The following is a 23,900-nucleotide window of genomic DNA, read 5'->3' on the forward strand; positions in this document are numbered from 1 at the left end:
AAGTGCAGTGGAGGCTTGTTCAACGAAAGAGCCCGGCCGACGGGCCGGGCTCAGGGAGTGCCTCAAATGGCGAGGCGAAGCTGGCGCGTGTCGCGTCAGGTGAGCGAGCCAGCGAAGCGCTGGATGCGGGTGCAGGCTTCCTCCAGCAGCGCGTCCGACGTCGCGTAGGAGATGCGGAAGTTCGGGCCGAGACCGAAGGCCGAGCCATGGACCGCCGCAACACCTTCGGCCTCCAGCAGTTCCGAGACGAAATCCTCGTCGGTCTCGATCACCTTGCCTGCGGGCGTCTTCTTGCCGAGCAGATCCTGGCACGACGGATATACGTAGAACGCGCCTTCGGGCGTCGGGCAGGAGAGGCCGCGTGCCTGGTTCAACATCGACACGACCAGATCGCGGCGCCCCTGGAAGAGCGTCCTGTTTGTCTCGATGAAATCCTGCGGTCCGTTGAGCGCCTCGACTGCGGCCCACTGGGCGATCGAGCAGGCGCCCGAGGTCTGCTGGCCCTGCACCATGTCCATCGCCTTGATGATCTGAAGCGGGCCTGCCGCGTAGCCGATGCGCCAGCCTGTCATCGCATAGGCCTTGGAAACGCCGTTCATCGTCAGCGTTCGCTCGTAGAGGGCCGGTTCCACTTCGGCGAGCGTGCGGAACTTGAAGTCGCCATAGGTCAGGTGCTCGTACATGTCGTCGGTCAGCGTCCAGACATGCGGGTGCTTCATCAGCACGTCGGCCAGCGCGCGAAGCTCGGCCTCGGTGTAGGCCGCGCCCGACGGGTTGGACGGCGAGTTCATCAGGAACCACTTGGTCTTCGGCGTGATCGCCTTTTCCAGCGCCTCGGCCGTCAGCTTGAAGCCGTTGTCGATCGACGTCTCGGCAAAGACCGGGGTGCCGCCGCAGAGCGCCACCATCTCCGGGTAGCTGACCCAGTAAGGACGCGGGATCACGACTTCGTCGCCGGGGTTCAGCGTGGCGATGAAAGCGTTGAACAGAACCTGCTTGCCGCCGGTGCAGACAATGGTCTGCTCGGGCTTGTAGTCCAGATTGTTCTCGCGCTTGAACTTCGCCGCGATCGCTTCGCGTAGCGGCGTGATGCCGGCGACCGGCGTATATTTGGTCTCGCCGCGCCGGATCGCTTCGACGGCCGCGTTCTTGATATTGTCGGGCGTGTCGAAATCCGGCTCGCCGGCGCCCAGCGAAATCACGTCGCGTCCTTTCGCCTTCAAGTCGCGCGCTTTCTGCGTCACCACGATGGTCGCGGAAGGCTTTACGCGTGAAAGGGCATCGGCGAGGAAGGCCATAATCAAATCTCCGTTCCGGGAAAGGCCGCCCTTCGCGGCCGCGCGTTTAATGTCGCATTGCACACGGAATCGCAAGCGCGGAAAGCGCGAAGCGTTGGTGCAGCGCGGCTCCGGACTGCCGTTAACAGATAGTAAATCCTTCGGTGGGAAGGTCCCACGATGGGGTAAATGCGGGCAGCTTGGAGGACACTGCGTGTCGCGCAGCACAATCTTGGCGCACATCGAGGAGCAGGACGACGGCACTGCCACGGGCATATGGGAACCCTACGTGCTCAGGTCGGCATTTCAGCCGATATTTGCGCTTGGCCACGGCAAGCTCAAGGTTACGGCCTATGAGGGGCTGATCCGTCCCTTCAAAGATGAGCAGAGCGTCCCGCCTCAAGATTTCTTTCTGGCCATACCGGCGGCAGAGCGGCTCAACGTCGAGACTTTGACGCGTACTCTCCATGTGCTCAATGCGGGCAGGTTCCTCGATCCGGAAAAGATGCTGTTCGTCAATTTCGACCCGTCGGTTTTCCACGCGCGTCAGATTGCCGACATGACCTTGCATGAAATGCGCGTCACCCTGAACGAAGCCGGCATCGACCCGCGCAGGGTCGTCTGCGAAGTGACCGAGCAGAAGTCGTCGTCGCAACAGGCACTTGCCATTTTCGTAGAGACATTGCGCAGCAGCGGCTTCCAGGTCGCAATCGACGACTTTGGTGCGGAGGCCTCCGATATGGAACGCGTCGAAGCGCTGAGACCCAACATCGTCAAATTCGACGCGCGCTGGATTTCGCGGCTGATGGAAACCAAGCCGGGCTTCGCCCTGCTGTCAGTGATGGTCGAAGAGTTTGTGTCCAAGGGGATCACCGTTATCTTCGAGGGCATTGAAGAGAACTGGCAACTCGAGGCAGCGGAAGCCGCCGGCGCGCATATGGTGCAGGGCTTCCTTCTTGCGCGGCCGGAAGTCGTGCCTGGCAGCTTCGGCGCCGGTGCAAGCGCCGGCGCGACATCATCTGCTGGAGCAGCGCCGGCAGCTTTCGCCAGATATCCCCACCCAACCTTTGGACGGCGCAAGTCTTCATGAGACCGCAGCGGGTACCTGACGATGCGATTTCCGCTGACGAAATAGGGATCGAGACCGCGCGTCTCGGCGACTTCATCCTTCGCAGCGCGTTCCAGCCGGTCTACCAGCGCAAGGCAGGTGGTCTTGTCGCTGCGCATGCCGAAGGTTTCCTACGGCCTTTCAGAGACGGCACTCCAATGCCGCCGAGGCCCTATCTCGCCTCTCTGCCGGCCGGAGAGCGCGCCTTCGCCGAGCGTCTTGCGGCTGCGCTGCATCTCGGCAACTACCGACATTTCGATCTGCAGGGCCTGGACTGCATAATCGGGGTTGGCTCGTCGCGGGGATTTGCCGAGGACATCGCCAAGCTGCTGGACCGTGTGGAACTACCGGTCGATCGCATTACCAGCACTTTCCGCAACCTTGCCGCGTTCGATTTCGAGACCATACCTGATATTGTCCGGACGCTGCGAGGGCACGGCCTGCGTATCGCGCTTGGCGGCATCGCCGGCGAGCCGCCACCGCTGGACCTTATCCGTACGGTTGCACCGGACCTCGTGCGTATCGACGGGCTGTGGTTTCGGCGAGTGGCGGAAAGCGAAGGCGCTTCGCGGCTGCTGCCGCGGCTGGTCGAGGGGTTTCAGGCCGACGGCGCGCAGGTGTTGATCGAAGGTATCGAGACGAGGCGGCAGCTTTCGGCTGCGCTCGACGCCGGTGCGGACCTCTATCAGGGATTCCTGCTTTCCGCTCCGCAACTGGCCGGTACGGCAACGGATGCCGCCGAGATCGAATTCTCGGAGATGTTTGCCGGCGAAGCCAAGGTGATCCCTCTGTTCGGCGGGCGACGCTGAGACGCATCAACGCCGCTGAAGAGAAGAGCAATTCTTGTCATTGGCGCCTGTGACGGCGATCGCGGATAGTGCCACGACCGCGAACACAGGGAACAGCCATGCTCACAGTCTACGGAATGCACGACAGCGGCAATTGCTACAAGCCGCGCCTGCTGCTGGCCAAGCTCGGGCGCCCGTTCCGGCACGTCGAGGTCAACTCGATCACCGGCGAGACCCGGCGTCCCGACTATCTGGCGAAGAACCCCAACGGCAAGGTGCCGCTGCTGGAGTTCGAAAATGGCCGGCTTCTGGCCGAATCGAATGCGATGCTTCTCCACTTCGCCGAAGGGACGCGCTTTCTGCCTGACGACGCATACGAACGCGCGCTGGTCTATCAGTGGCTATTCTTCGAGCAATACAGCCACGAACCGTTCATCGCGGTTCGCCGGGCGCTGAGGAAATATCCGGAGCGGGCAAGCCAGGCGACGCCCGAACGCATGGAGCAGTTGCTGCAGGGTGGGCACGCCGCGCTCGCCGTCATGGAGGACCAGCTCGCGCATACGCCGTTCGTCGCGGGGCAGGCGCTCAGCATCGCCGACATCGCGCTGTTTGCCTATACGCAGGACGCGGACTACGCCGGCTACGAGATGGCGCGCTTTGCGAACGTCGTGGCCTGGCTCGCCCGGGTGCGCGCCGACGAAGGCCACGTGCCGATCGACTGGCTGCCCTAGAATCTGCGCGCGGTTTAAACGCAGACTTTCGCCTGATTTTCGTTTCGCTCGCGTTTCTCTGTGGAATGTTCGCCGCGAAATTTCATGAAAGTGAAACAAAACTGTTGCCGAGCCGTCATAGAGCGACAATACTCCCGATTGCGGAGCCGGCTACCGGCCGCGCAGCCTTGGGTTGCGCCTGGTATCCCGGATCTTTCGCCAACGAATTAAAGGGAGCGTAACATGAAGACCCAGGGCTTTGCGGCCGGACTCGCCGCGACATTCACCGTTCTGTCCACATCCGCGGCCTTCGCCGTCACCGAAATCCAGTGGTGGCATGCGATGACCGGCGCCAACAACGAGGTCGTGGAAACGCTCTCGAAGGAGTTCAACGAGAGCCAGAGCGACTACAAGGTCGTTCCGGTGTTCAAGGGCACCTATCCCGAGACGCTGAATGCCGGCATTGCCGCATTCCGCGCGAACCAGTCGCCGCACATCATTCAGGTCTTCGACGTCGGCACCGGCGTGATGATGGCCGCCGAAGGCGCGGTGAAGCCGGTGGCCGAAGTGCTGTCGATGGGCGGCGGAGCGTTCAACAAGGACGAGTACCTGCCGGGCATCGTCGCCTATTATTCCAAGCCCGACGGCACGATGCTCTCGTTCCCTTACAACTCCTCCTCGCCGATCCTCTATTACAACAAGGACATTTTCGAGAAGGCCGGCCTCGACACCGAAAACCCGCCCAAGACCTGGCCGGAAGTGTTCGAAGCCGCCAAGAAGATCAAGGAATCGGGTGCTGCATCGTGTGGCCTGACCTCGACCTGGCTCACCTGGATCGGGCTCGAGAACTTCGCTGCCTGGAACAATCTGCAGTACGGCACGCAGGAGAACGGTCTTGCCGGCACCGATGTCGAGCTGAAGATCAATGAAGGCCTCTTCGTCACCCACTTCCAGAACCTTGCCGATCTCGCCAAGGACGACACGTTCCGCTACGGCGGCCGCACCTCCGAGGCCAAGCAGCTCTTCCTGTCGGGTGAGTGCGCGATCCTGACGGAGTCTTCGGGCGGTCTCGGCGACGTGCTGAAGTCCGGCCTCAACTACGGTCTCGGCCAGCTTCCCTACTATCCGGAGGCAGAAGGCGCACCGCAGAACACGATCCCCGGCGGCGCCAGCCTCTGGGTGTTCGGCGGCCACGAGGACGCGGAGTATGAGGGCGTCGCGGCCTTCTTCAACTTCCTGTCACAGACCGAGATCCAGGAGCGTCTCCACCAGGTGTCCGGCTATCTGCCGGTGACGCTGGCAGCCTACGAGGCGACCAAGGCCTCTGGCTTCTATGACGAGAACCCGGGCCGCGAGATCCCGATCACGCAGATGATGGGCAAGGCACCGACCGAGAACTCGCGCGGCGTCCGCCTCGTTAACCTGCCGCAGGTGCGCGACATCGAGAACGAGGAGTTCGAGAAGATGCTTGCCGGCGAGCAGACTGCGCAGCAGGCGCTCGACAACGCGGTGGAACGCGGCAACGCTGCGATCCAGCAGGCGATCGGCAACTAGCAGTCCCGTCTCTCATCCCGGCCGCCCGCGCGACATTCGCGCGGGCGGCCCTTTCACCGTGGAGGAGGCTTCTTGTCCCCGCGCGTCACCTTTCCCAACAAGATCCTGCCCTATCTGCTGATCGCGCCGCAGCTCGTGATCGTGGGCATCTTCTTCTACTGGCCGGCGAGCCAGGCGCTCTACCAGTCGGTCTTGCGGGAGGACCCGTTCGGGCTGCGCAGCACCTTCGTGGGACTGGCCAATTTCCGCCGCGTGCTGGCGGAGCCGAACTACATCAACGCGCTGCAGAACACGGCTGTGTTCTCGATAGCAGTCGCTTTCGTGGCGATGTCGATTGCGCTGCTGCTCGCGGTGATGGCTGACAAGATCATCCGGGGCAGGGGCATCTATCGCACCATGCTGATCTGGCCTTATGCCATCGCGCCGGCGATTGCGGGCATGGTGTGGCTGTTCATGTTCAATCCGGCAATGGGCACCTTCGCCTACATGCTGCGCTCGTCCGGCTACCAGTGGGATCCATTGCTGCGCGGTGATCAGGCAATGGTGCTGGTGATCGCCGCTGCCGCCTGGAAGCAGATTTCCTACAATTTCCTGTTCTTTGTCGCCGGACTTCAGGCGATCCCGAAGACGCTCATTGAGGCTGCCGCGATCGACGGCGCCGGCGAGACCAAGCGCTTCTGGACGATCATCTTCCCGCTGCTGGCACCGACGACCTTCTTCCTGCTGGTCATCAACACGACCTATGCATTCTTTGATACGTTCGGCATCATCCATGCCGTCACCGGCGGCGGACCGGGCAAGGCTACCGAGACGCTGGTCTACAAGGTCTACAATGACGGCTTCGTCAATCTGATCCTCGGCGACTCCGCCGCGCAGTCGGTGATCCTCATGGTGATCGTGATCGCGCTGACGGCCATCCAGTTCCGCTACGTGGAAAAGAAGGTGCATTATGGCTGAGGCCGCCACCCAGCAGTCGACGGCGACCGCTCTCGGCCGGCGCGAGCAAGGCGCGATGCTCGGCATCAGCCGCAGATCGCGCTACATCGCCCATGCGATCCTCATCGTCGGCGTGTTCATCGTCGCGTTCCCGATCTACTACACCTTCGTCGCCTCCACCCATTCGCTGCAGACCATTCTGCGGCCGCCGCTGCCGCTGCTGCCCGGCGAGCACTTCTTCGACAATTATTACGAGGCGCTTTTCGGCGGTGTCGGCCGCATCGGCGGGGTGGGCGTCGGCACGCTGCTGTTCAACACGACCGTCATGGCGCTGGGCATCGCCATCGGCAAGATCGTCATTTCGGTGCTGTCAGCCTTCGCGATCGTCTTCTTCCGCTTCCCCGGCCGCATGTTCTTTTTCTGGGTGATCTTCATCACGCTGATGCTGCCGGTCGAGGTACGCATCCTGCCGACATACAAGGTCATGGTCGATCTCGGCCTGATCGATTCCTATACCGGCCTCATCCTGCCGCTGATGGCATCGGCAACCGCGACGCTGCTGTTCCGCCAGTTCTTCATGACCATACCGGGCGAACTGGTCGAGGCGGCCCGGGTCGACGGTGCAGGGCCGTGGCGCTTCTTCAAGGACATCCTGATGCCCCTGTCGAAGACCAATCTGGCGGCCCTGTTCGTCATCATGTTCATCTACGGCTGGACGCAATATCTCTGGCCGCTGCTCGTCACCAACAGCAACGACATGAACACGATCGTCATCGCTTTGCGGAAGATGATCTCGTTTGCTGATGCGGATACGGAATGGCACCTCGTAATGGTGACCTCGGTGTTCGCAATCCTGCCGCCGATCCTGGTGGTTCTGTTCATGCAGCGCTGGTTCGTGAAGGGCCTCGTCGAAACCGAGAAGTGAGAAACCAACCTCCATGGCGACCGTCGAACTCAAAGACGTAAGAAAAACCTATGGCGGCCGCGTCGAGGCCGTGAAAGGAATCTCGATCGACATTCCCGATGGCGCGATGTGCGTGCTCGTCGGCCCTTCCGGCTGCGGCAAGTCCACACTCCTGCGCATGATCGCGGGTCTGGAGGAGATCACCTCCGGTACGGTCTCCATTGGCGACAAGGTGGTCAACACACTGGGGCCGGCCGAGCGCGACATCGCCATGGTGTTTCAGAACTATGCGCTCTATCCGCATATGAAGGTCTACGACAACATGGCCTATGGGCTGCGCAATCGCGGCATGGACAAGGACGAAATCGACCGGCGCGTGCGCGATGCGGCTGGCACGCTTGGACTTGCCGAGCTTCTGGAGCGGCGCCCGCGCGAACTTTCCGGCGGCCAGCGCCAGCGCGTGGCAATGGGCCGCGCCATCGTCCGCAGTCCCAAGGCGTTCCTTTTCGACGAGCCGCTCAGCAACCTCGACGCCAAGCTGCGCGGCCAGATGCGCATCGAGATCAAGAACCTGCAGCGGTCATTGGGCGTCACAAGCGTCTATGTCACGCACGACCAGGTGGAGGCGATGACGCTTGCCGACACGCTGGTGGTGATGAACCAGGGGCTGGCCGAGCAGGTCGATACGCCCATCGCGATATACGAGAGGCCGGCGAGCATCTTCGTTGCGGGCTTCATCGGGTCGCCAGCGATGAACCTGCTTGCCGCCGAAGGCGGCGAAACGGGCAAAGGTCTGAAGCTCGCAGCCGGCGGCACGGTAAAGCCACGGGAAACGAGCCTTCCGGACGTCGGACGCAAGGTTCTGCTCGGTGTGCGGCCGGAGCATCTCACGCTGGTTTCGGCTCGCAACAACGCCGACATCGAGATGAAGGTCACCGCGGTCGAGGCGCTCGGCGCCGACACGCTTGCTCACGGCTATCCGGTTGACGGTGATGCGCGAGCGGGTGAGCTGATCGCGCGGCTGCCGGGTACCGTGCGCGTTGCCGACGGCGACGTGCTGCCACTCGCGATCGACGCCGGCATGGCGCATCTGTTCGACGCAGGCAGCGGCAAGCGTATCTGATATCTCGAAGCGGGAAATCACTCAGGGCAACCAGGCCGGCCGCGCGCGTGGCGGGCCGCCAGTACATCCGTGACTTGCCGCGCCATCACCGACACGGGTCGATGGCGCATGCGGCCAGCCATGATTGCCGAAGGTTCCTGCCGGCGCATTGCGCCATCTTTCGAGGAAAGACCGGTCAAGCGCCTCGCGGCGCGACCAGCAGGAACAGACCCTATGTGGTCACCGATCCCCGGCCTTTCAAGAGGCAGTCAGGAGACGTGCCTCCACCGAGCCTTCCCGCCATGGTCGCTCATGTTCGAAACGACATCGTTCAATGCGTCGATGTCGACATAATAGAAGCGCGAGAGCTGGACGGCGATCTCGTCGCTCCCGAAACCGCGCGCGATCAGAAATTCGGCGGCAACGGTGAGCTCGGCCGGTTCCGTCAGCCGGCGTTTGGCGTAGTCATCGGGTGGAAGCAGCATCATTTTCGATCCCTGTCGTTCTGTTCTTTTGGTTTTGACGCAGGCGCGCGTACCCGGAACCAGGGAACTCGGGGGATACAGGACGAATACTGGGAGAGAAGAACTAGTCGGGACAACCACGGTCGATTCGACATCCCAATTATGTCAGCTTCCCCTGCATTCACAAGAACAAGGGCTGCGCTCGGCAAGCTTAGGGAAAGCCGCCCGGGATGGTCCTAGAATGCGAAAGAGGCCTGTGCTGGCGGGGGAGGACCTAGCTGTACGCCCTCATGGGACAGCAGCCTCTCCTTGGTGACGGTGCCACCGGGCGCCGAAAAACCGCCAATCTTGCCTCCGGCGGCGAGAATACGGTGGCACGGTACAACGAGGGGCAGGGGATTGCGCCCGAGCGCAGCGCCGGTCTCACGCGCCATCTTTGGAAAGCCCGCGCTGTCAGCCAGCTCTCCATAGGTCGTCACTTCGCCCTGAGCCAGCTTGAGTGCTGCCGCATAGATCGCCCGCCGGAATGGGTCGATGCCGGTCAGGTCCAGCGGTAGTGCTGAAAAGTCGATCGCCTCGCCGGTCGCGTAACGCCGGATGAGGGCAACCGCCTCGCCAACGAAGGCCGGAGCCTCTTCCGCCTTTCCAGCCGCACCGGCAGACCAGCGCGCCGCGCGGTGCTCGGCAGCTTCATAACTCCCCTCGGGCAGAGCCAGATGAGTCAATCCCGTCTGGCTCCACGCAATCGCAATAAAACCGAGCTCCGTCTCGAACACGAGATGATGCTGGGAAGGGACTTCGCTCATCGACCCGGCCTTTTTTGACTCAAGCAGAGCGTATCACAATGGCGACACAGAACATAGAGGGAACGAAGTGTGCGCCCAATGTTCCTGACAGTTGCTGCACGGCACAACCTGTCTCAGTCGTCCAGATGCCTGGCGATGAAGTCGCCGGTTGCGCCGATGAGCTCGTCGACCTGCTCCACGCCGGCGAAGGCGTTGAAGACATGGTCCATCTCGCGGACGAACAGCGTGGCGTCATCATCGTCGTCGTCGCGATAGTCGAGCAGGATCTGGCCGGAGGCTGGCTGCGGAAACACCACGTCATCCTTGGTACCGACGGCGACAAAAAGCGGATCGTCGTATTCCGTGATCTCGGCGACCGGATCGACCTCGAACAGGCTCTGGAAGAATGCAGGCTTCAGCTCGATCTTGTCGCCCCAGGGTAGCGTGGCGGTCACCGGGGTATCGCCACCTGAAAGTCCTTTCTTGACCGTTTCCGGTCCGAACATCATCGTGATGGAGGCTGCCATGTTGACGCCTGGCGCCCAGAGCGCGACCGCGTCGAGGTCGTGCTCCGTGCGGCCGGCCACGGCCGCGCCAACCGCGCCGCCCATGCTCCACCCGACAAGTGCCAGCCGATCGTCGTCGACCCGGCCGGACCTTGCCAGCCAATCCAGCGCTGCAAGCCCGTCGGCGATGTGTGCATGCAGTGTCGAATCGGCGAAGTCGCCGTCGCTCTCGCCGTTGAACCGATAATCGATGCGCAGGCTGGCGATGCCTTTTTCTGCCCACATGCGCGCCGCGCGTGCGAAAATGCCTTCGCCGACCGCTGGGATTTCCAGCTCGTCGCGCGAGCCGGTGAAGCCATGCAACAGCAGGATCGCGGGCGGGTTGTTCACTCCATCAGGCAGGTTGAGCGTGCCGACGACCTTCATCCCCTCCACTTCGAACGAGATCGTCTCCTCGGCAGCCAGCGCGGGCAGGCAGGCGACGCAGAGTGAGGAAGCGAGTGCAAGGCCATGAAAACGGTTCGGCATGGGAGGTCTCCAGATTGGGCTGGATTTCATTCTACTGCCGTAAAACTGCGACCAGCAAGCGCGTCGCGCGGCGTTGCTTCGCGGCGCGCTTTCAGTTAAGGCAACGTTGGGTGGGACCACGAAATCAACGAATGATGGGCGCGGCCTTGCCTCGTTTCCGCTTCACAATCGCTGCCGGCGCACTGCTCTGTACCGCACTTGCATCCGGATGCACCTCGACCGATCTCGGCCTCGAGCCGGAAATGTCGTTCGCAAGCTCCGATCCGGTCCTGCCTGAAACGGTGGAAACGCTGCCGGCGTTTTCGACGGATGCGTCGACCGACGCCGTCGTGGCAAGTGCTTTTGCGGGACCGACGCCGGATAACCCTGCCGCGGCGGTTTTCATGCCCGGCAAGGCGGTGGCGCCACGCAGCCCGGAACTCGATGCGCTGATCGCACGCTACGCCGCTCAACACGAAATTCCTGTTTCGCTGCTACGGCGCGTCGTTGAGCGTGAAAGCACCTTCAATCCCGCTGCGCGCAACGGTCCCTATTTTGGGCTGATGCAGATTCTGCCGCAGACGGCGCGCACCATGGGCTATCGCGGTACGCCCGAAGGTTTGCTCGATGCCGAGACAAATCTCATGTACGCGGGCAAATATCTGCGCGGGGCCTACATTACCGCAGGCGGCGACCATGATCTGGCAGTGCGTTTTTATTCACGCGGCTACTACTACGACGCCAAGCGCAAGGGCCTGCTTGAGGAGACAGGACTGCGGCCGGCCCGCACGCGCATGGCGAAATCGTCCTGAGCGCGAAACCGAGGAAGAAGCCGATGACGTTGTCGCGAAAGCTGCTGATCCTTTCGGTCGTCGCCCTGTGCGGCGTCAGCCTGCCCGCCGCTGCGGACGAATGCGCCGATCCGCAGGACCAGACCACGATGAACATCTGCGCGGGCAAGGAATTCGATGCCGCCGACAAGGCGCTCAACACGGCCTATCGCGAGATCGTCGGCCGGATCGGTGACGACCACAAGACCAGGGCGTCGCTGACCGCAGCTCAGCGCGCGTGGATCGCGTTCCGCGACGGCGAGTGCGCGTTCCAGGCAAAGAGCGTCGAGGGCGGCAGCATCTACCCGCTGATCGTGGCGGACTGCAAGACGGCGCTCACCGAGGCGCGGACGGAACAGCTCAAGACCTATCTCGACTGCGAGGAAGGCGACATGAGCTGCCCGGTTCCACCGGCTGACTAGCCGTCCTCCTCAAGTCCCGATCGGCACCTTCAGCTCCTGCCCGGGGAAGATCACGTTCGGGTCGGTAACGAGCTGCGGGTTCGCACGCGCGATCCGCTGGAACTGTCCGGAATCGCCATAGTGCTGCTGGGCGATCTTCGACAGCGTATCGCCCGCCTTCACCAGATGCAGGCGGGACCCGACATAGCCCGGGACGATGCGTGGGCCGTAGATCACCGGCACGATCACCTTGTTGATCTCCGAGCCGTCCTGCGCGCTTTCCTCGAACACCTCGACGAACAGCCGGTCGAGCTGGAACGCGGCGCTGCCGATCGCCGCCTGCACCTGGAACTGGCCGTGCTCGCCGGTGCCGCCGCCGACATTGAAGAAGCCGGTGCGCTCGTCGTGGCCGTCATGGACGCGCCAGTTGAGCGTCGCCTCGAAGCCCTGGCCGACCCCGGCGATGAGCACCGGGTCGCCGACGATGTCGAAAGGCTGCGGCTGCTGTATGGAATTGGGCATGGCGATACTCCCTCGCTCGCTTCTGGTCTCGCCCGTCCGTCCCGTTTCCATATTAGGCGAAACTGAAACAGAAGGGGAGGACCTGTGCGTTGCAGATAAACTTGCCGTGAATCGGGAGATGGGACCGTGATTTCGCCGCCGGTTTCGCCTAGCTGCGAGACATGATAAGCATCACCCGCCGCACCGCGCTCACCCTTCCCCTGCTGCTGCCGCTTGCGACCGCCGCCCGCTCTCAGGACAACGAGGCCAACGCCGAAGCCGTCGCCGCCATTCTGGAACGGGCGGAGGTGCTGGAGCCACTGAAGGCGGTGGTGGTGTGTCGCGACGGACGCATCATCGCCGAGCGCGGCTATCGCGGCCATGCGCCGGGCGACCCCACGAATATCAAGTCGGCCTCCAAGTCGGTGGTGTCGGCAATGGTGGGGATCGCCATCGACAAGGGACTGCTGGAGGGAGCGGACCAGAAGATCGCGCCGCTGCTGCGTGCCGAGCTGCCGGCCGAACCGGACCCGCGGCTGGAGCAGATCACCATCGGCAACCTGCTTTCGATGCAGGCCGGGCTGGGGCGCACGTCGGGCCCGAACTACGGGCGCTGGGTGGCGAGCTCGAACTGGGTGCGCGCCGCGCTCGCCATGCCGTTCGAGGACGAGCCGGGCGGGCGCATGCTTTATTCGACCGGCTCGACGCACCTTCTCTCGGCGATCCTGACCCGTGTGAGCGGCCAGACCATGCTGGCGCTGGCGCGGGACTGGTTCGACCCGCTCGAGGGGTTCGCCATCGGCGGCTGGGAGCGCGACCCGCAGGGCATCTATCTCGGCGGCAACCAGATGGCGATGTCGACGCGCTCGCTCGCGGCCTTCGCCGAGCTCTACCGCAATGGCGGACGCACCCCCGACGGCACCCGGATCGTGTCGGCCGGCTGGATCGAACAGTCGTGGCAGCCGCGCACGCGCTCACCCTTCAACGGCTACCGCTACGGCTATGGCTGGTTCCTGCACGAGATCGGCGGGCAGGAGGTGCGCTTCGCCTGGGGGCATGGCGGGCAGATGGCCTATATCGTGCCGGCGCTGTCGCTGACCCTGGCGATGACTTCCGACGAGACCCGCCGCTCGGCCGAAAACGGCTACCGCAACAGGCTGAACGACCTGCTCGCGGAGATCATCGGAGTGGTGGTTTAGCTTTCGCTTGCCTTTGGTTTTCGCTCACGCGCCGTTTCGCCGCCTGCGGCGGCTGGCGCTCCGCGGGGGCGGGCCATAGGGCCCAACGCCCGGTCGGGCTTGCGGCCCGTGGCCGGTTGGTTCTGACCGCTCCATCATGACGTGTCGGGTCGCGACAGCGCTTGTTGAGCGAACCATTGCAGGTCGGCGAGGACTTCATGGATCTCGCGGGTGGAGCTACGCCGCGCGCCGGGCGGGCGACCGGGGCGCAGGGGCGACAGGCGGCGGACGCGCCCGGCCGTCACCTCGCGATCGCGCCGCGCCCGCCAGCGGGCGAAACGGCGGGCGTGCTTCGGCAAATCGTCAAGGGCATCCGCCAGAGCACGCAGCCTGAGGCCGAGCCGTGTCGCATCCAGCGGATCGTCGGGCGCCGGCGGCTGCGGGAGCGGCCGCCGGTCGGCCGCGCCGGGGAAGGAAATGCGCGGGGCGCGATGCGGCGGCACATGACGGCGGGGCCTCGGCAGGCGGATCGGGTCGACAAGCGACAGGCTGGGCGCCGGTCGCGGACGGGCAGGAGCTGTGATCGCGGCTGCCGCCCCGGTGGCCAACGGCGAAACGGCGATGCCGAGGCGGCGCAGAGCGGGCGCGGCCGGCTGCGGCGCGGGCTTTCGCGGGCGTGCCGGCGGCAGGGTGACGACGAGGTCGCGCGCAGCGACGACGATCAGCCGCCGTGCCGCCGCTTCCGCTGGACGCAGCAGCCGCAGCACGGCGCGGTGGAGATGACGGGGGAGCGCCGGGCGGCTTTCGGAACGCATCCCCTCCGGGTCCCCGCTGCCTCCGGCAGTGTCCCGGCCGTTCTCAGACGCTTCGTTGGGGCTAGCCACCTGTTGAGCCCAGCCCTCGGCTATGGCCATTTGCCCTTCCGGGCGTTCGACCCCCTCGAAAGGTCCACTGGACCTTCCGATGCCCCCGAAGGGCCACCGGGGTCTCACCGTTCGTTCGCCCGGAAAGCCAAATCGTTGGCTTTCCGTCCCGCTGCGCGGATCGCTCCTCACCATGGCGACGAGCATGGCAAGCACGCGTTTCAGCGCCTCCCGGTTCCTCTCGATCGCCACATGCCAGTCCATCGCCGTTCCTCATTCCGGTCCGGCGTGGGATTGTCGGGCGAGCTGGGGGGAGGTGGATGGATTTTTTGGGGGGGGGGAAGGAGCGGCCTCGATCGTTTCAGGTTTCACAGAAACGCCCCCTCCACCATGCTTCGCACGGTCCCCCTCCCCCGTGAAACAGGGGAGGATCCAGCGCTGCGGACGGCCACGCCCTCCGTTCCTCCCCTGCGAAGCGGTGGAGGGGGCATGCCATTGCTCAATGGCGCTTGCGGCCCGCGCCTATTTGGAAGCGTAGATGGTGCACCGGCCGGCAGAGGAGAGCTTGTAGTATTTGAAGGCGGCGTTGCAGTTCTCCAGCGCGCGCTCCTCGGCAACCTTCTGCGACGGGGCGTTGAAGGAATGCCCGCAGAAAAAGGCTTCGACGTTGAAGCTCAGATGGGTCTGCGCATAGGCGGAGTGGCCGGAGGCTTCGACATAGGCTTTGTAGACGTCCTGACAGACGCCTTCCGAGTCCATGAAACGCGGGCGGTGGCGAACCTGGCCGGCACTGCCGGCAAGCGACTCCGCAATAGCGGCAACCGGCCCGGACAACACAACAACCCCCGCGAGCATCAAGGCAGATGCTCGCCGCACCGATATCGCTTTCATGTATGCACCCCCGCATTGAAAGCGCCAGATTAGCTACAGTCTATGCGTGTGGAAAGTCTGTGGATCGCGAAATTCACATCTGTGGCGCAACGCGTCGCCGTTGTTACCGGCGGGCGGCTGAAAAGGGCAGATCGGGGCGGGGAGGGGGTGGACAGGCGGGGGTGAATTTTCTTCCATGGCACGACACCGCGCCGGCCCGGCGCGCCACGTTCACCGCCGAAAACACCCGGAGATGTCCCATGTCCAGAATGCCCCTGCCGCTTGCCGGATCGTGCCGCTGCGGGCGCGTCGAAATCCGCGTGACGAAACCGCCGCTCGCAACCAGCGCCTGCCACTGCCCCGGCTGCCAGAAGATGTCGGCCAGCGCCTATTCGCTGACCGCGATCATCCCCGCCGACGGCTTCGTGGTGACCAAGGGCGAGCCGGTGATCGGCGGCCTGCATGGCGACGACATCCATCATTATTGCTGCGGGCACTGCATGACGTGGATGTTCACGCGCGCCCAAGGCATGGACTGGTTCGTAAACGTGCGCCCGACCATGCTGGACGACGCCTCGTGGTTCCGCCCCTTCATGGAGACATACACCTCCACCCGGCTGCCCTTCGCGCAGACGGGCGCGGTGCGCAGCTTCGACAAATTTCCGGATATGGAGGAATATGAGGGACTGGTGAGGGAGTATCAGGCCTGGGTGGCGTGAGGAAGTCAGCCCACAAGCCTGTCATAATCGGCATGCGTGCCAATCCAGAACCAGATCATGTCGTCCCCATCCCTGACGGCCAGCGCGCGGTACTGGAGGCCGACACGAGCCGACCAGAAACGGCCAGCTTGTTTGAAATGCAGTGAAGGGTGGTAAGGATCGGCCTTCAGCCGTTCGAAGTTGCGATCCGCAATTCTTTGGACCGCCGCTGGCAATCTCTGGTAGCAATCCCAGAAATCGGCAGTGGCGAAATGGTTCACAGTGGACGCGTGCGGCCGTCGCGGTGGGCGGTGAGAGCCCGTTCGGCCAGCGCATCGAGTTTTCCGGACGCAGCATCGCTGTCGATACGGGCATCCCAATTGGCGGCATCGAAGGCGGCGAACCACGCGCGGAAATGTGAGAGCTCCTCGGGGCCGAGCGCCTCGATCTCCCGCTCGATTTTTTCAAGCTTGGTCATGACCGAAATTTAGCATTGCCAAATCCGGTGGCAAGGGGTGTTGCGGCGTGTCCTCCGCCCTTTCAATTTATGCTTGTAACGTGAGCCGCCTTGCGGGCAAAATGCTTGTGGGAATGGGGGGATTCATGAGCAAGCTGCCGAAGAAGTTCGTCGATCGGGTTGGCGCCAACCTGAAGAAATATCAGCGTGTGGCAATCGCACAGCAAAAGGCCGACGTGGCGGAGGCGGATACTGTCACCGTGGTCAAGGATATTCTGGCCGACGTCTTCGGCTACGACAAATATGAAGAGCTGACCTCGGAACACCAGATCAAGGCGACCTATTGCGACCTTGCGATCAGGATCGGCGGCAAGCTGCGCCTGCTCATCGAGGTGAAATCGGCGGGAAGCAGTCTTGCCGACAACCATCTGCGGCAGGTGATCGACTATGGCGCGCATCAGGGTATTCACTGGGTGATCCTGACCAACGCGGTCGAGTGGCGGCTGATCCGCATCTACGTTTCCAACCAGATCAGCCACGAGGAAGTCTGCCGCTTCATTCTGCCCGACATGACGCCGAGGAACGAGGACCATCTGAGGCAGATGTTCCTTTTCGCCAAGGAGGGGCTGACGACGGACGCGATGGACGCGTTCCATCAGCAGGCACAGTTGTTCAACCGGTTCACCGTTGCCGCGATCCTGCGCTCGGAGCCGGTCGTCGCCGTGGTGCGGCACGAGCTGCGGCGGCTGTTCCCGGACCTCAAGGTGGCGCCTGAAAACCTTGCCGCGCTGATCGAGCACGAGGTGATAAAACGCGAGGCGCTGGAGGGCGACAAGGCGAAGGAGGCGGCAGTGCGGATCAGGAAGGCGCAAGGGAAGATTGAGAGGGCGAGGAAGAAGGAAGTGGTGATGGTTGTCTGAAGTACAGCGATTCTCCGCGTCTCCATGGGCGATCAGAGTGGATCACAAAATCTCTGAAACTTCGGTAGAGGTTGATCCAATCTGCGGATTTGGATTTCTTCGCTGTTGTAATTACACGTGCAAGTTTTTGGGAGAATAAAATGAATGATTCCTTCTACGTCTGTTTCTATAAAGGTCGAGATGGAGATCGAATAGGCCATGGAGTATCATCCAAAAACGAATTTCCCAAAAAGCTTAGCATAACTATTGATCAAGATAATGGAAAATCTGATAAAAAATTTGGAGAAATATTTAAAGAATTTTGTGATTCAATGAATGGTTATATGGACATGATGCCTCTTCTTGCTGGAATTGGATCTGCTATAACATATAATATTCGTGAATCAGAATTGGTGAGATTCTGCGAAGAGAATTCTTTATCAAGATTATCAGATGGCAATAGAGAAATATTCGAGATTCCTCTTAGCAGAGTTGGTGACTTTAATTCAATTGATTTGCGTCATCGCGGCGGACAGCTCGTCTCAAAGCAAATTCCTAAGATGCTATTGATGGGTGTCGTAAGCAGTCTGGATCACCATATTGCTCAATTAATGAGGGAAGTTGTTCGCCGTAACCCTGCGATGCTTTCATCCAGCGAAAAAAATGTTTCTATTCAGGATGTATTTCTTGCTGATTCTATAGATGAGTTCAAAGAAATACTTATAGAAAGGGAGATTGAATCGGCAACAAGGGAATCGTTCGAGGATCAGATTGGGTGGTTTGAAAGGAAAATACCCATCAAAGAATCTATAAAGATGCAATACGATCTATGGGACGAATTAATTGAGGTTATTGAAAGAAGAAACCTATTCGCTCACGCTAATGGAATTGCTAATACTAGGTACATTAAGAAAACATCTAGGGGTGAAAGATCAAACAAGATATCGGTAGGTCATGAGTTATTTGCTTCAAGCAAGTATTTTTCTTCGTCATTAGACAACATATGCGAGTTTGGCGTGAAAATATGCCAAGTCATATGGCGAAAAATAGACGAAGATGATTCTGCTCAGGCAGATAAGCAACTTGGAGATTTTGGATTCAATCTTATTGAGAGAGGGGAGTATAAATTGGCGTGCCGAATACTGGAATTTTCTCTTAATCTTAGAGGAAAGAGAGATGAAGCGCGCCGGCGGGTTAATATCGTTAACCTGGCAAATGCTTACAAGTTGAGCGGTAGTGAAGAAAAATCACTTAAGCTTCTTGATGGTGAAGATTGGGAAATTGTATCAGACGAGTTTGCGGTTAGTGTTGCGGCGGTCCGGGGTGACGTCGATCGTGTCGGATATTATATGGCGAGGATGGCCCAATCTGGTGATTGGACTGGTGAAGAATTGGAGCAATGGCCAGTCTTTTATCATGTTAGAGATGACGCTCGATTTATAAAGGCATTTGAAGAAGCATATAAGCGAAAATATTCCCCGGCACCCAGAAGCCGCAACAGAATTCTTGAGAATTTCTACAAGGCGTCGAAATCAAAAAAAGGTCTGACGAAAACTGGGAAGCAACTGGAAGTGGTTATAGAGGCAGAGCGAGAACCATTGCCAGCATCTCTCCGTACACAAGAAAAACAACGAAAAAAAGCGACGAGAGCCCGAAAGATACGAGAAGTCATATCTTAAAAATACCCCTGCAGCGGCCGAACCTCCAAACTCCCCGCCTTGAGCGCGGCGATCGCTTGCGCGGCGGCGGCCGCACCCGCCATGGTGGTGTAGTAGGGCACCTTCTGCATCAGCGTGGCGCGGCGGAGGGATTTTGAGTCCGAGACGGCTTTCTGGCTGTCGGTGGTGTTGAAGACGAGCTGGACCTGCCGGTTGCGGATGGCGTCTTCGATGTGGGGGCGGCCTTCGAGGACCTTGTTGATCTTTTCCGCCGCCACGCCGTTTTCGGCCAGGAAGCGCTGGGTGCCGCCGGTGGCGAGCACGCGGAAGCCGAGGTCGGCGAGCTTCTTGACCGAAGGCAGGATCTTGACCTTGTCCTCGTCGCGCACCGAGACGAAGAGGGTGCCCGCGCGCGGCAGGTCGACGCCGGCGCCGAGCTGGCTCTTGGCGAAGGCGAGCGCGAAATCGGCGTCGAGACCCATGACCTCGCCGGTGGACTTCATCTCCGGCCCCAGCAGCGTGTCGACGCCGGGGAAGCGGGCGAAGGGGAAGACGGCTTCCTTGACCGCGACGTGGGAGAGGGCTGCGAGGTCGGGCTTTTCGCCATAATGGGCGAAGGCTTCGTCGAGGCTCTCGCCGGCCATGATGCGGGCCGCGATCTTGGCGATCGGGCGGCCGATGGTTTTCGCCACGAAGGGCACGGTGCGGCTGGCGCGCGGGTTGACCTCAAGGACGAAGATCTCGCCATCCTTGATGGCGTATTGCACGTTCATCAGGCCGCCGACGTTGAGGCCCTTGGCGAGCGCGGCGGTCTGGCGCTCGAGTTCCTCGACCACTCCCTTGGTAAGGGAGCGGACGGGGAGCGAGCAGGCGCTGTCGCCGGAATGGATGCCGGCCTCCTCGATATGCTCCATGATGCCGGAGACGTAGACGGACTTGCCGTCGCAGAGCGCGTCGACGTCGACCTCGATGGCCTCCGACAGGTAGGTGTCGAACAGCAGCGGGTTCTTGCCGAGCAGGGTGTTGATCTGGCCGGTCTTGTCGTTGGGGTATTTCTGCTTGATGTCCTCGGGCACGAGGCCGGGAACGGTGTCGAGCAGGTAGGTCTGCAGCATGCCCTCGTCGTGGATGATCTGCATGGCGCGGCCGCCCAGCACGTAGGACGGGCGCACGACCAGCGGGAAGCCGAGCTCGGAGGCGACGGTGCGCGCCTGCTCGACCGACCAGGCGATGCCGTTGTGCGGCTGCTTGAGGTCGAGCTTCTTCAGGAGCTTCTGGAAGCGGTCGCGGTCCTCGGCGAGGTCGATCATGTCGGGCGAGGTGCCGAGGATCGGGATGCCGGCCTTCTCCAGCGCTTCGGCGAGCTTGAGCGGGGTCTGGCCGCCGAACTGGACGATGACGCCGGCAAGCTGGCCGGCGGCCTGCTCGGCGCGCAGGATTTCCAGCACGTCCTCCGGCGTCAGCGGCTCGAAATAGAGCCGGTCGGAGGTGTCGTAGTCGGTGGAGACGGTCTCAGGGTTGCAGTTGACCATGATCGATTCGTAGCCGGCATCGGCCAGCGCGAAGCAGGCATGGCAGCAGCAATAGTCGAACTCGATGCCCTGGCCGATGCGGTTGGGACCGCCGCCGAGGATGACGACCTTCTTGCGGTCGGAGACCTTGGCCTCGTCGGCGAGCGCGCCGGCGAAGGGCACTTCGTAGGTCGAATACATGTAGGCGGTCGGCGAGGCGAACTCGGCAGCACAGGTGTCGATGCGCTTGTAGACGGGGTGGACGGCGAGCTTTTCGCGTTGCTTCGCAACGTCTTCGGCGTCCTTGTTGACAAGCGAGGCGAGGCGGGCGTCGGAGAAGCCCATCGCCTTGAGCATGCGCAGGTTCTCCGCATCCTGCGGCAGGCCGTGCTGGCGGATGCGGGCCTCCATGGCGAGGATGCCGGCGATCTGCTCGAGGAACCACGGGTCGATGCGGCACATCTGGTGCACGTTTTCCAGCGAGGTGCCCATGCGGATCGCCTGGGCGACCATGCGCAGACGGTCGGGCGTGGGCGTGCCGAGTGCGGCGCGGATGGCGTTCTTGTCGTCGCCGTGGTTGAGGCCGGGGATCTCGATCTCGTCGAGGCCGGTGAGGCCCGTTTCCAGCCCGCGCAGCGCCTTCTGCAGCGATTCCTGGAAGGTGCGGCCGATGGCCATGACCTCGCCGACCGACTTCATGGCGGTGGTGAGCACATTGTCGGCGCCGGGGAACTTCTCGAAGGCGAAACGCGGGATCTTGGTGACGACGTAGTCGATGGACGGCTCGAAGGAGGCGGGCGTCGCGCCGCCGGTGATGTCGTTGTCCAGTTCGTCCAGCGTGTAGCCGACGGCGAGGCGCGCCGCGACCTTGGCGATGGGGAAGCCGGTGGCCTTGGAGGCGAGCGCCGAGGAGCGCGACACGCGCGGGTTCATCTCGATCACGACGAGGCGGCCGTCGGCCGGGTTGACGGCGAACTGGACGTTGGAGCCGCCGGTCTCGACGCCGATCTCGCGCAGCACCGCGAGCGAGGCGTTGCGCATCATCTGGTATTCCTTATCCGTCAGCGTCAGCGCCGGCGCGACGGTGATCGAATCACCCGTGTGGACGCCCATCGGGTCGAGGTTCTCGATGGAGCAGACGATGATGCAGTTGTCGGCGCGGTCGCGCACGACCTCCATTTCGTATTCCTTCCAGCCCAGCACGGACTCCTCGATCAGGACTTCGGTGGTGGGGGAGGCGTCGAGGCCGGAATTGATGATGTCGAAGAACTCGGCGCGGTTGTAGGCGATGCCGCCGCCGGTGCCGCCCATGGTGAAGGACGGGCGGATGATGGCGGGCAGGCCGACATGGTCGAGCGCCTGGGCGGCGATGCCCATGGCATGCGCGATGTAGCGCTGCTTGCGGTCGCCTTCACCGAGGTTCCATTCGGTCTCCAGCGCGTCGAGCGCGGCGTCGAGATCGGCGGGGTTGGAAGCCTTGAGCTCGGCGCGGCGGGCCTCGTGCTGCTTGCGGTCGGCGTCCTTCACTTCCGACGCGTTGGCGAGCATGGAGCGCGGCGTCTCCAGCCCGATCTTGGCCATCGCCTCGCGGAAGAGCGAGCGGTCCTCGGCCTTGTCGATGGCCTCGGCATTGGCGCCGATCATCTCGACATTGTAGCGCTCAAGCACGCCCATGCGGCGCAGCGAGAGCGCGGTGTTGAGCGCGGTCTGGCCACCCATGGTGGGCAGCAGCGCGTCGGGGCGCTCCTTGGCGATGATCTTGGCGACGACTTCCGGCGTGATCGGCTCGATATAGGTCGCGTCGGCCAGCTCCGGGTCGGTCATGATGGTGGCCGGGTTGGAGTTGACGAGGATGATGCGGTAGCCCTCGGCCTTGAGCGCCTTGCAGGCCTGTGTGCCCGAATAGTCGAACTCGCAGGCCTGGCCAATCACGATGGGGCCGGCCCCGATGATCAGGATCGACTTGATGTCGGTGCGTTTTGGCATGGAAGCGTCCGTCGGTTCGGGCTTGCCCAAGCGCCGGACGGGGATTCTCCGTTTTGCGCTGACGCGTCGCGGAGGCCCTGCCGGTTCGGGGCAAGTGAAGATTCTGTCAGGCTAGGCGGGCCTTATAGGGTAAGGAGAAGGGGTAGGGAACCCCGGAAATGGGGCGAGCGGCGGCGAAGCGTCGCGGCGTGTGGACGTCGTGCTAGCGAAGCTGCCTGAAACGCTCCGAATAGGAGGGAAATGGCGCGGCTGCGCTGCGGCGTACGGTCTCGCTCGGGCGCTCCCCGAACTCGCAGCGATAGTCGGCTGCGAAGCGGCCGAGATGGCCGAAACCCCAGCGAAATGCGACGTCGGTGACGGAAACCGATCCTTCTCCCGCGATGAGCTCGTAGCGCACACGGCGCAGGCGTTCCCGGGTGAGCGAGCGCAGCGGCGAGATGCCGAGGACGGTACGGTAGCCGAGTTGCAGGGTGCGCGGCGCGACGCCTGCCGCTTCGGCGATGTCGAGCAGGGTGATCGGTCGGTCGGCGAAGGCACGGATATACTCTTCGGCACGGCGGACATGGCGCGGGGTCGCGCCCGACGGGGTATCGTCGAAGAACAGGCTGCAACTGTTGGGCTGGCCGCGCAGGAAGAGCTCCATCAGGCGCTGCTCGTTGAGGGCTGCCTGAAGCGTGGGGCCGCCGGCGGTTTCCTCCGCGGCGTGGAACATGGCGTTGGCCATGCCGCGCCAGGCGAGCATGTGCGGCCGGGTGAAGTCGATCAGCGGGTCGAAGACGACGGGGCCGGGAAGGCGTCGGTCGAGCAGGCGTTCGGCGAGCGCCATGAAAGGCGCCTTGCGCACCTGGATGAGGATCTGCGCGCAGCCCTGCCACCATTGCATCCGGGTGGCGAGGTCAGCGTTGAGCACCGAGGCGACGCTGCGGCTGGTGATGAACTCGCGGCCGCCGTGGCGGATGGTGGCGCCGCCATTGACCGGCATCTGGATCAGGTAGAAATCGCCAAGCTCGCCGGGATCGATCAGAACGTCCGCGCCGTAGCTGATGTAGTTGAGCGAGATGATGTCGCCGGGAGCGTGGTGGTGGACCGCGCGAAAAGGCTTCCTGTCACCGATGATCTCCAGCCGGTGACTGCAGAATTTCTCCGCAACCCGCTCCCGCGCGCAGTCGAGATCGTCTGACTCGAACAGGATATGTGCCGAAAGCGGTGCTGCGTTGCTATGCCCCTCTTTCATGTGCATGCCTGAACACTACCACATGACGATACGTCACAAAGCCGAAAGCGCGACGTGGAGCCGCAGCCGGTCGATTTTTGCGTTTTCCGGATAGTGGCCGCGTGATGCGGATAGAGGGCTGGAAGCCTGCTATCCTAAACAGGGAACGGAACCAATGACGGTCGCAAAGGCCG

The 23,900-nt window shown here is 62.4% G+C and carries 24 protein-coding genes; 13 read left to right on the top strand and 11 right to left on the bottom strand.

The window, feature by feature from the left end; translation table 11 throughout:
• Positions 1 to 95: 95 nt before the first annotated feature.
• Positions 96 to 1,298: a pyridoxal phosphate-dependent aminotransferase gene (locus V1479_RS18085; RefSeq protein ID WP_173192601.1), complete on the bottom strand. Its 1,203-nt coding sequence runs from the start codon at positions 1,296 to 1,298 to the stop codon at positions 96 to 98.
• A gap of 193 nt (positions 1,299 to 1,491) precedes the next feature.
• On the opposite strand from V1479_RS18085, the gene V1479_RS18090 reads away from it, so the two are divergent.
• From V1479_RS18090 to ugpC, 7 genes are all read left to right on the top strand, one after another.
• Complete coding sequence (locus V1479_RS18090; RefSeq protein WP_368804168.1) at positions 1,492 to 2,367, top strand: EAL domain-containing protein; 876 nt, start codon at positions 1,492 to 1,494, stop codon at positions 2,365 to 2,367.
• Complete coding sequence (locus V1479_RS18095) at positions 2,364 to 3,194, top strand: EAL domain-containing protein (protein WP_368804169.1); 831 nt, start codon at positions 2,364 to 2,366, stop codon at positions 3,192 to 3,194. Before V1479_RS18090 ends, V1479_RS18095 begins: the two co-directional genes overlap by 4 nt.
• A 98-nt stretch (positions 3,195 to 3,292) precedes the next feature.
• Positions 3,293 to 3,904, top strand: a complete 612-nt coding sequence (locus tag V1479_RS18100; protein ID WP_368804170.1) for a glutathione S-transferase family protein — start codon at positions 3,293 to 3,295, stop codon at positions 3,902 to 3,904.
• Positions 3,905 to 4,126: 222 nt separating this feature from the next.
• Positions 4,127 to 5,437: a sn-glycerol-3-phosphate ABC transporter substrate-binding protein UgpB gene (ugpB, locus tag V1479_RS18105; RefSeq protein WP_368804171.1), complete on the top strand. Its 1,311-nt coding sequence runs from the start codon at positions 4,127 to 4,129 to the stop codon at positions 5,435 to 5,437.
• A 72-nt stretch (positions 5,438 to 5,509) separates the two neighbouring features.
• Positions 5,510 to 6,394, top strand: coding sequence for a sn-glycerol-3-phosphate ABC transporter permease UgpA (gene ugpA / locus V1479_RS18110; RefSeq protein ID WP_173192591.1), 885 nt, complete (start codon positions 5,510 to 5,512; stop codon positions 6,392 to 6,394).
• Between the two features lie 55 nt (positions 6,395 to 6,449).
• Positions 6,450 to 7,298, top strand: a complete 849-nt coding sequence (gene ugpE, locus V1479_RS18115) for a sn-glycerol-3-phosphate ABC transporter permease UgpE (RefSeq protein WP_173193664.1) — start codon at positions 6,450 to 6,452, stop codon at positions 7,296 to 7,298.
• A gap of 13 nt (positions 7,299 to 7,311) precedes the next feature.
• Positions 7,312 to 8,400 (top strand): sn-glycerol-3-phosphate ABC transporter ATP-binding protein UgpC, encoded by a 1,089-nt coding sequence (gene ugpC / locus V1479_RS18120; protein WP_368804172.1) that lies wholly within the window; start codon positions 7,312 to 7,314, stop codon positions 8,398 to 8,400.
• A gap of 248 nt (positions 8,401 to 8,648) precedes the next feature.
• Here ugpC and V1479_RS18125 read toward each other — a convergent pair whose 3' ends face one another.
• The 3 genes from V1479_RS18125 to V1479_RS18135 form a co-directional block, all read right to left on the bottom strand.
• A complete protein-coding gene (locus V1479_RS18125) occupies positions 8,649 to 8,864 on the bottom strand; it encodes a hypothetical protein (RefSeq protein WP_368804173.1) in 216 nt (71 codons plus the stop codon).
• Between the two features lie 215 nt (positions 8,865 to 9,079).
• Positions 9,080 to 9,649, bottom strand: a complete 570-nt coding sequence (locus tag V1479_RS18130; RefSeq protein WP_368804174.1) for a methylated-DNA--[protein]-cysteine S-methyltransferase — start codon at positions 9,647 to 9,649, stop codon at positions 9,080 to 9,082.
• Between the two features lie 113 nt (positions 9,650 to 9,762).
• Positions 9,763 to 10,662, bottom strand: a complete 900-nt coding sequence (locus V1479_RS18135; protein ID WP_368804175.1) for an alpha/beta hydrolase family protein — start codon at positions 10,660 to 10,662, stop codon at positions 9,763 to 9,765.
• Between the two features lie 131 nt (positions 10,663 to 10,793).
• Here V1479_RS18135 and V1479_RS18140 point away from each other — a divergent pair, with 131 nt between their 5' ends.
• Positions 10,794 to 11,453 carry a transglycosylase SLT domain-containing protein gene (locus V1479_RS18140; RefSeq protein ID WP_368804176.1) on the top strand — a complete coding sequence of 220 codons (660 nt, stop codon included), beginning with the start codon at positions 10,794 to 10,796 and terminating at the stop codon, positions 11,451 to 11,453.
• A 23-nt stretch (positions 11,454 to 11,476) separates the two neighbouring features.
• A complete protein-coding gene (locus tag V1479_RS18145; protein WP_368804177.1) occupies positions 11,477 to 11,893 on the top strand; it encodes a lysozyme inhibitor LprI family protein in 417 nt (138 codons plus the stop codon).
• 9 nt (positions 11,894 to 11,902) lie between these two features.
• Here V1479_RS18145 and V1479_RS18150 read toward each other — a convergent pair whose 3' ends face one another.
• The gene (locus V1479_RS18150) at positions 11,903 to 12,394 is read right to left on the bottom strand and encodes a Gmad2 immunoglobulin-like domain-containing protein (RefSeq protein ID WP_368804178.1); all 492 of its coding nucleotides are present in this window, start codon (positions 12,392 to 12,394) and stop codon (positions 11,903 to 11,905) included.
• A gap of 170 nt (positions 12,395 to 12,564) precedes the next feature.
• Between V1479_RS18150 and V1479_RS18155 the strand changes: the two genes are divergently transcribed.
• Positions 12,565 to 13,572 (top strand): serine hydrolase domain-containing protein, encoded by a 1,008-nt coding sequence (locus V1479_RS18155; RefSeq protein WP_438620743.1) that lies wholly within the window; start codon positions 12,565 to 12,567, stop codon positions 13,570 to 13,572.
• Between the two features lie 134 nt (positions 13,573 to 13,706).
• Here the strand turns inward: V1479_RS18155 and V1479_RS18160 are convergent, their stop codons facing one another.
• Both V1479_RS18160 and V1479_RS18165 read right to left on the bottom strand, forming a co-directional pair.
• Positions 13,707 to 14,678, bottom strand: a complete 972-nt coding sequence (locus V1479_RS18160) for a hypothetical protein (protein WP_368804180.1) — start codon at positions 14,676 to 14,678, stop codon at positions 13,707 to 13,709.
• Between the two features lie 258 nt (positions 14,679 to 14,936).
• Positions 14,937 to 15,305, bottom strand: coding sequence for a hypothetical protein (locus V1479_RS18165; RefSeq protein WP_173192575.1), 369 nt, complete (start codon positions 15,303 to 15,305; stop codon positions 14,937 to 14,939).
• A gap of 239 nt (positions 15,306 to 15,544) precedes the next feature.
• On the opposite strand from V1479_RS18165, the gene V1479_RS18170 reads away from it, so the two are divergent.
• Positions 15,545 to 16,003, top strand: coding sequence for a GFA family protein (locus V1479_RS18170; RefSeq protein WP_368804181.1), 459 nt, complete (start codon positions 15,545 to 15,547; stop codon positions 16,001 to 16,003).
• Between the two features lie 5 nt (positions 16,004 to 16,008).
• Here V1479_RS18170 and V1479_RS18175 read toward each other — a convergent pair whose 3' ends face one another.
• Positions 16,009 to 16,263 (bottom strand): type II toxin-antitoxin system RelE family toxin, encoded by a 255-nt coding sequence (locus tag V1479_RS18175; protein ID WP_368804182.1) that lies wholly within the window; start codon positions 16,261 to 16,263, stop codon positions 16,009 to 16,011.
• Positions 16,260 to 16,460, bottom strand: a complete 201-nt coding sequence (locus V1479_RS18180; RefSeq protein ID WP_173192568.1) for a hypothetical protein — start codon at positions 16,458 to 16,460, stop codon at positions 16,260 to 16,262. Before V1479_RS18180 ends, V1479_RS18175 begins: the two co-directional genes overlap by 4 nt.
• 125 nt (positions 16,461 to 16,585) lie before the next feature.
• Between V1479_RS18180 and V1479_RS18185 the strand changes: the two genes are divergently transcribed.
• Positions 16,586 to 17,359, top strand: a complete 774-nt coding sequence (locus tag V1479_RS18185; protein WP_368804183.1) for a hypothetical protein — start codon at positions 16,586 to 16,588, stop codon at positions 17,357 to 17,359.
• 140 nt (positions 17,360 to 17,499) lie between these two features.
• A complete protein-coding gene (locus V1479_RS18190; protein ID WP_368804184.1) occupies positions 17,500 to 19,017 on the top strand; it encodes a hypothetical protein in 1,518 nt (505 codons plus the stop codon).
• Here V1479_RS18190 and carB read toward each other — a convergent pair.
• Positions 19,014 to 22,493, bottom strand: a complete 3,480-nt coding sequence (gene carB / locus V1479_RS18195) for a carbamoyl-phosphate synthase large subunit (RefSeq protein ID WP_368804185.1) — start codon at positions 22,491 to 22,493, stop codon at positions 19,014 to 19,016. The two genes, V1479_RS18190 and carB, sit on opposite strands and share 4 nt — an antisense overlap.
• Positions 22,494 to 22,695: 202 nt before the next feature.
• Complete coding sequence (locus V1479_RS18200) at positions 22,696 to 23,727, bottom strand: AraC family transcriptional regulator (protein WP_368804186.1); 1,032 nt, start codon at positions 23,725 to 23,727, stop codon at positions 22,696 to 22,698.
• Positions 23,728 to 23,900: the final 173 nt, after the last annotated feature.

It is taken from the genome of Neoaquamicrobium sediminum (genome assembly GCF_040970315.1).
Lineage (GTDB): Bacteria > Pseudomonadota > Alphaproteobacteria > Rhizobiales > Rhizobiaceae > Aerobium > Aerobium sediminum.

Bases quoted from the DNA above. Each gene is read 5' to 3' on its own strand.
- V1479_RS18085 (WP_173192601.1), bottom strand. From the start codon at position 1,298: ATGGCCTTCCTCGCCGATGCCCTTTCACGCGTAAAGCCTTCCGCGACC.
- V1479_RS18095 (WP_368804169.1), top strand. From the start codon at position 2,364: ATGAGACCGCAGCGGGTACCTGACGATGCGATTTCCGCTGACGAAATA.
- V1479_RS18100 (WP_368804170.1), top strand. From the start codon at position 3,293: ATGCTCACAGTCTACGGAATGCACGACAGCGGCAATTGCTACAAGCCG.
- ugpB (WP_368804171.1), top strand. From the start codon at position 4,127: ATGAAGACCCAGGGCTTTGCGGCCGGACTCGCCGCGACATTCACCGTT.
- ugpE (WP_173193664.1), top strand. From the start codon at position 6,450: ATGCTCGGCATCAGCCGCAGATCGCGCTACATCGCCCATGCGATCCTC.
- ugpC (WP_368804172.1), top strand. From the start codon at position 7,312: ATGGCGACCGTCGAACTCAAAGACGTAAGAAAAACCTATGGCGGCCGC.
- V1479_RS18125 (WP_368804173.1), bottom strand. From the start codon at position 8,864: ATGCTGCTTCCACCCGATGACTACGCCAAACGCCGGCTGACGGAACCG.
- V1479_RS18130 (WP_368804174.1), bottom strand. From the start codon at position 9,649: ATGAGCGAAGTCCCTTCCCAGCATCATCTCGTGTTCGAGACGGAGCTC.
- V1479_RS18135 (WP_368804175.1), bottom strand. From the start codon at position 10,662: ATGCCGAACCGTTTTCATGGCCTTGCACTCGCTTCCTCACTCTGCGTC.
- V1479_RS18140 (WP_368804176.1), top strand. From the start codon at position 10,794: ATGATGGGCGCGGCCTTGCCTCGTTTCCGCTTCACAATCGCTGCCGGC.
- V1479_RS18145 (WP_368804177.1), top strand. From the start codon at position 11,477: ATGACGTTGTCGCGAAAGCTGCTGATCCTTTCGGTCGTCGCCCTGTGC.
- V1479_RS18150 (WP_368804178.1), bottom strand. From the start codon at position 12,394: ATGCCCAATTCCATACAGCAGCCGCAGCCTTTCGACATCGTCGGCGAC.
- V1479_RS18160 (WP_368804180.1), bottom strand. From the start codon at position 14,678: ATGGACTGGCATGTGGCGATCGAGAGGAACCGGGAGGCGCTGAAACGC.
- V1479_RS18165 (WP_173192575.1), bottom strand. From the start codon at position 15,305: ATGAAAGCGATATCGGTGCGGCGAGCATCTGCCTTGATGCTCGCGGGG.
- V1479_RS18170 (WP_368804181.1), top strand. From the start codon at position 15,545: ATGTCCAGAATGCCCCTGCCGCTTGCCGGATCGTGCCGCTGCGGGCGC.
- V1479_RS18180 (WP_173192568.1), bottom strand. From the start codon at position 16,460: ATGACCAAGCTTGAAAAAATCGAGCGGGAGATCGAGGCGCTCGGCCCC.
- V1479_RS18185 (WP_368804183.1), top strand. From the start codon at position 16,586: ATGAGCAAGCTGCCGAAGAAGTTCGTCGATCGGGTTGGCGCCAACCTG.
- V1479_RS18190 (WP_368804184.1), top strand. From the start codon at position 17,500: ATGAATGATTCCTTCTACGTCTGTTTCTATAAAGGTCGAGATGGAGAT.
- carB (WP_368804185.1), bottom strand. From the start codon at position 22,493: ATGCCAAAACGCACCGACATCAAGTCGATCCTGATCATCGGGGCCGGC.
- V1479_RS18200 (WP_368804186.1), bottom strand. From the start codon at position 23,727: ATGAAAGAGGGGCATAGCAACGCAGCACCGCTTTCGGCACATATCCTG.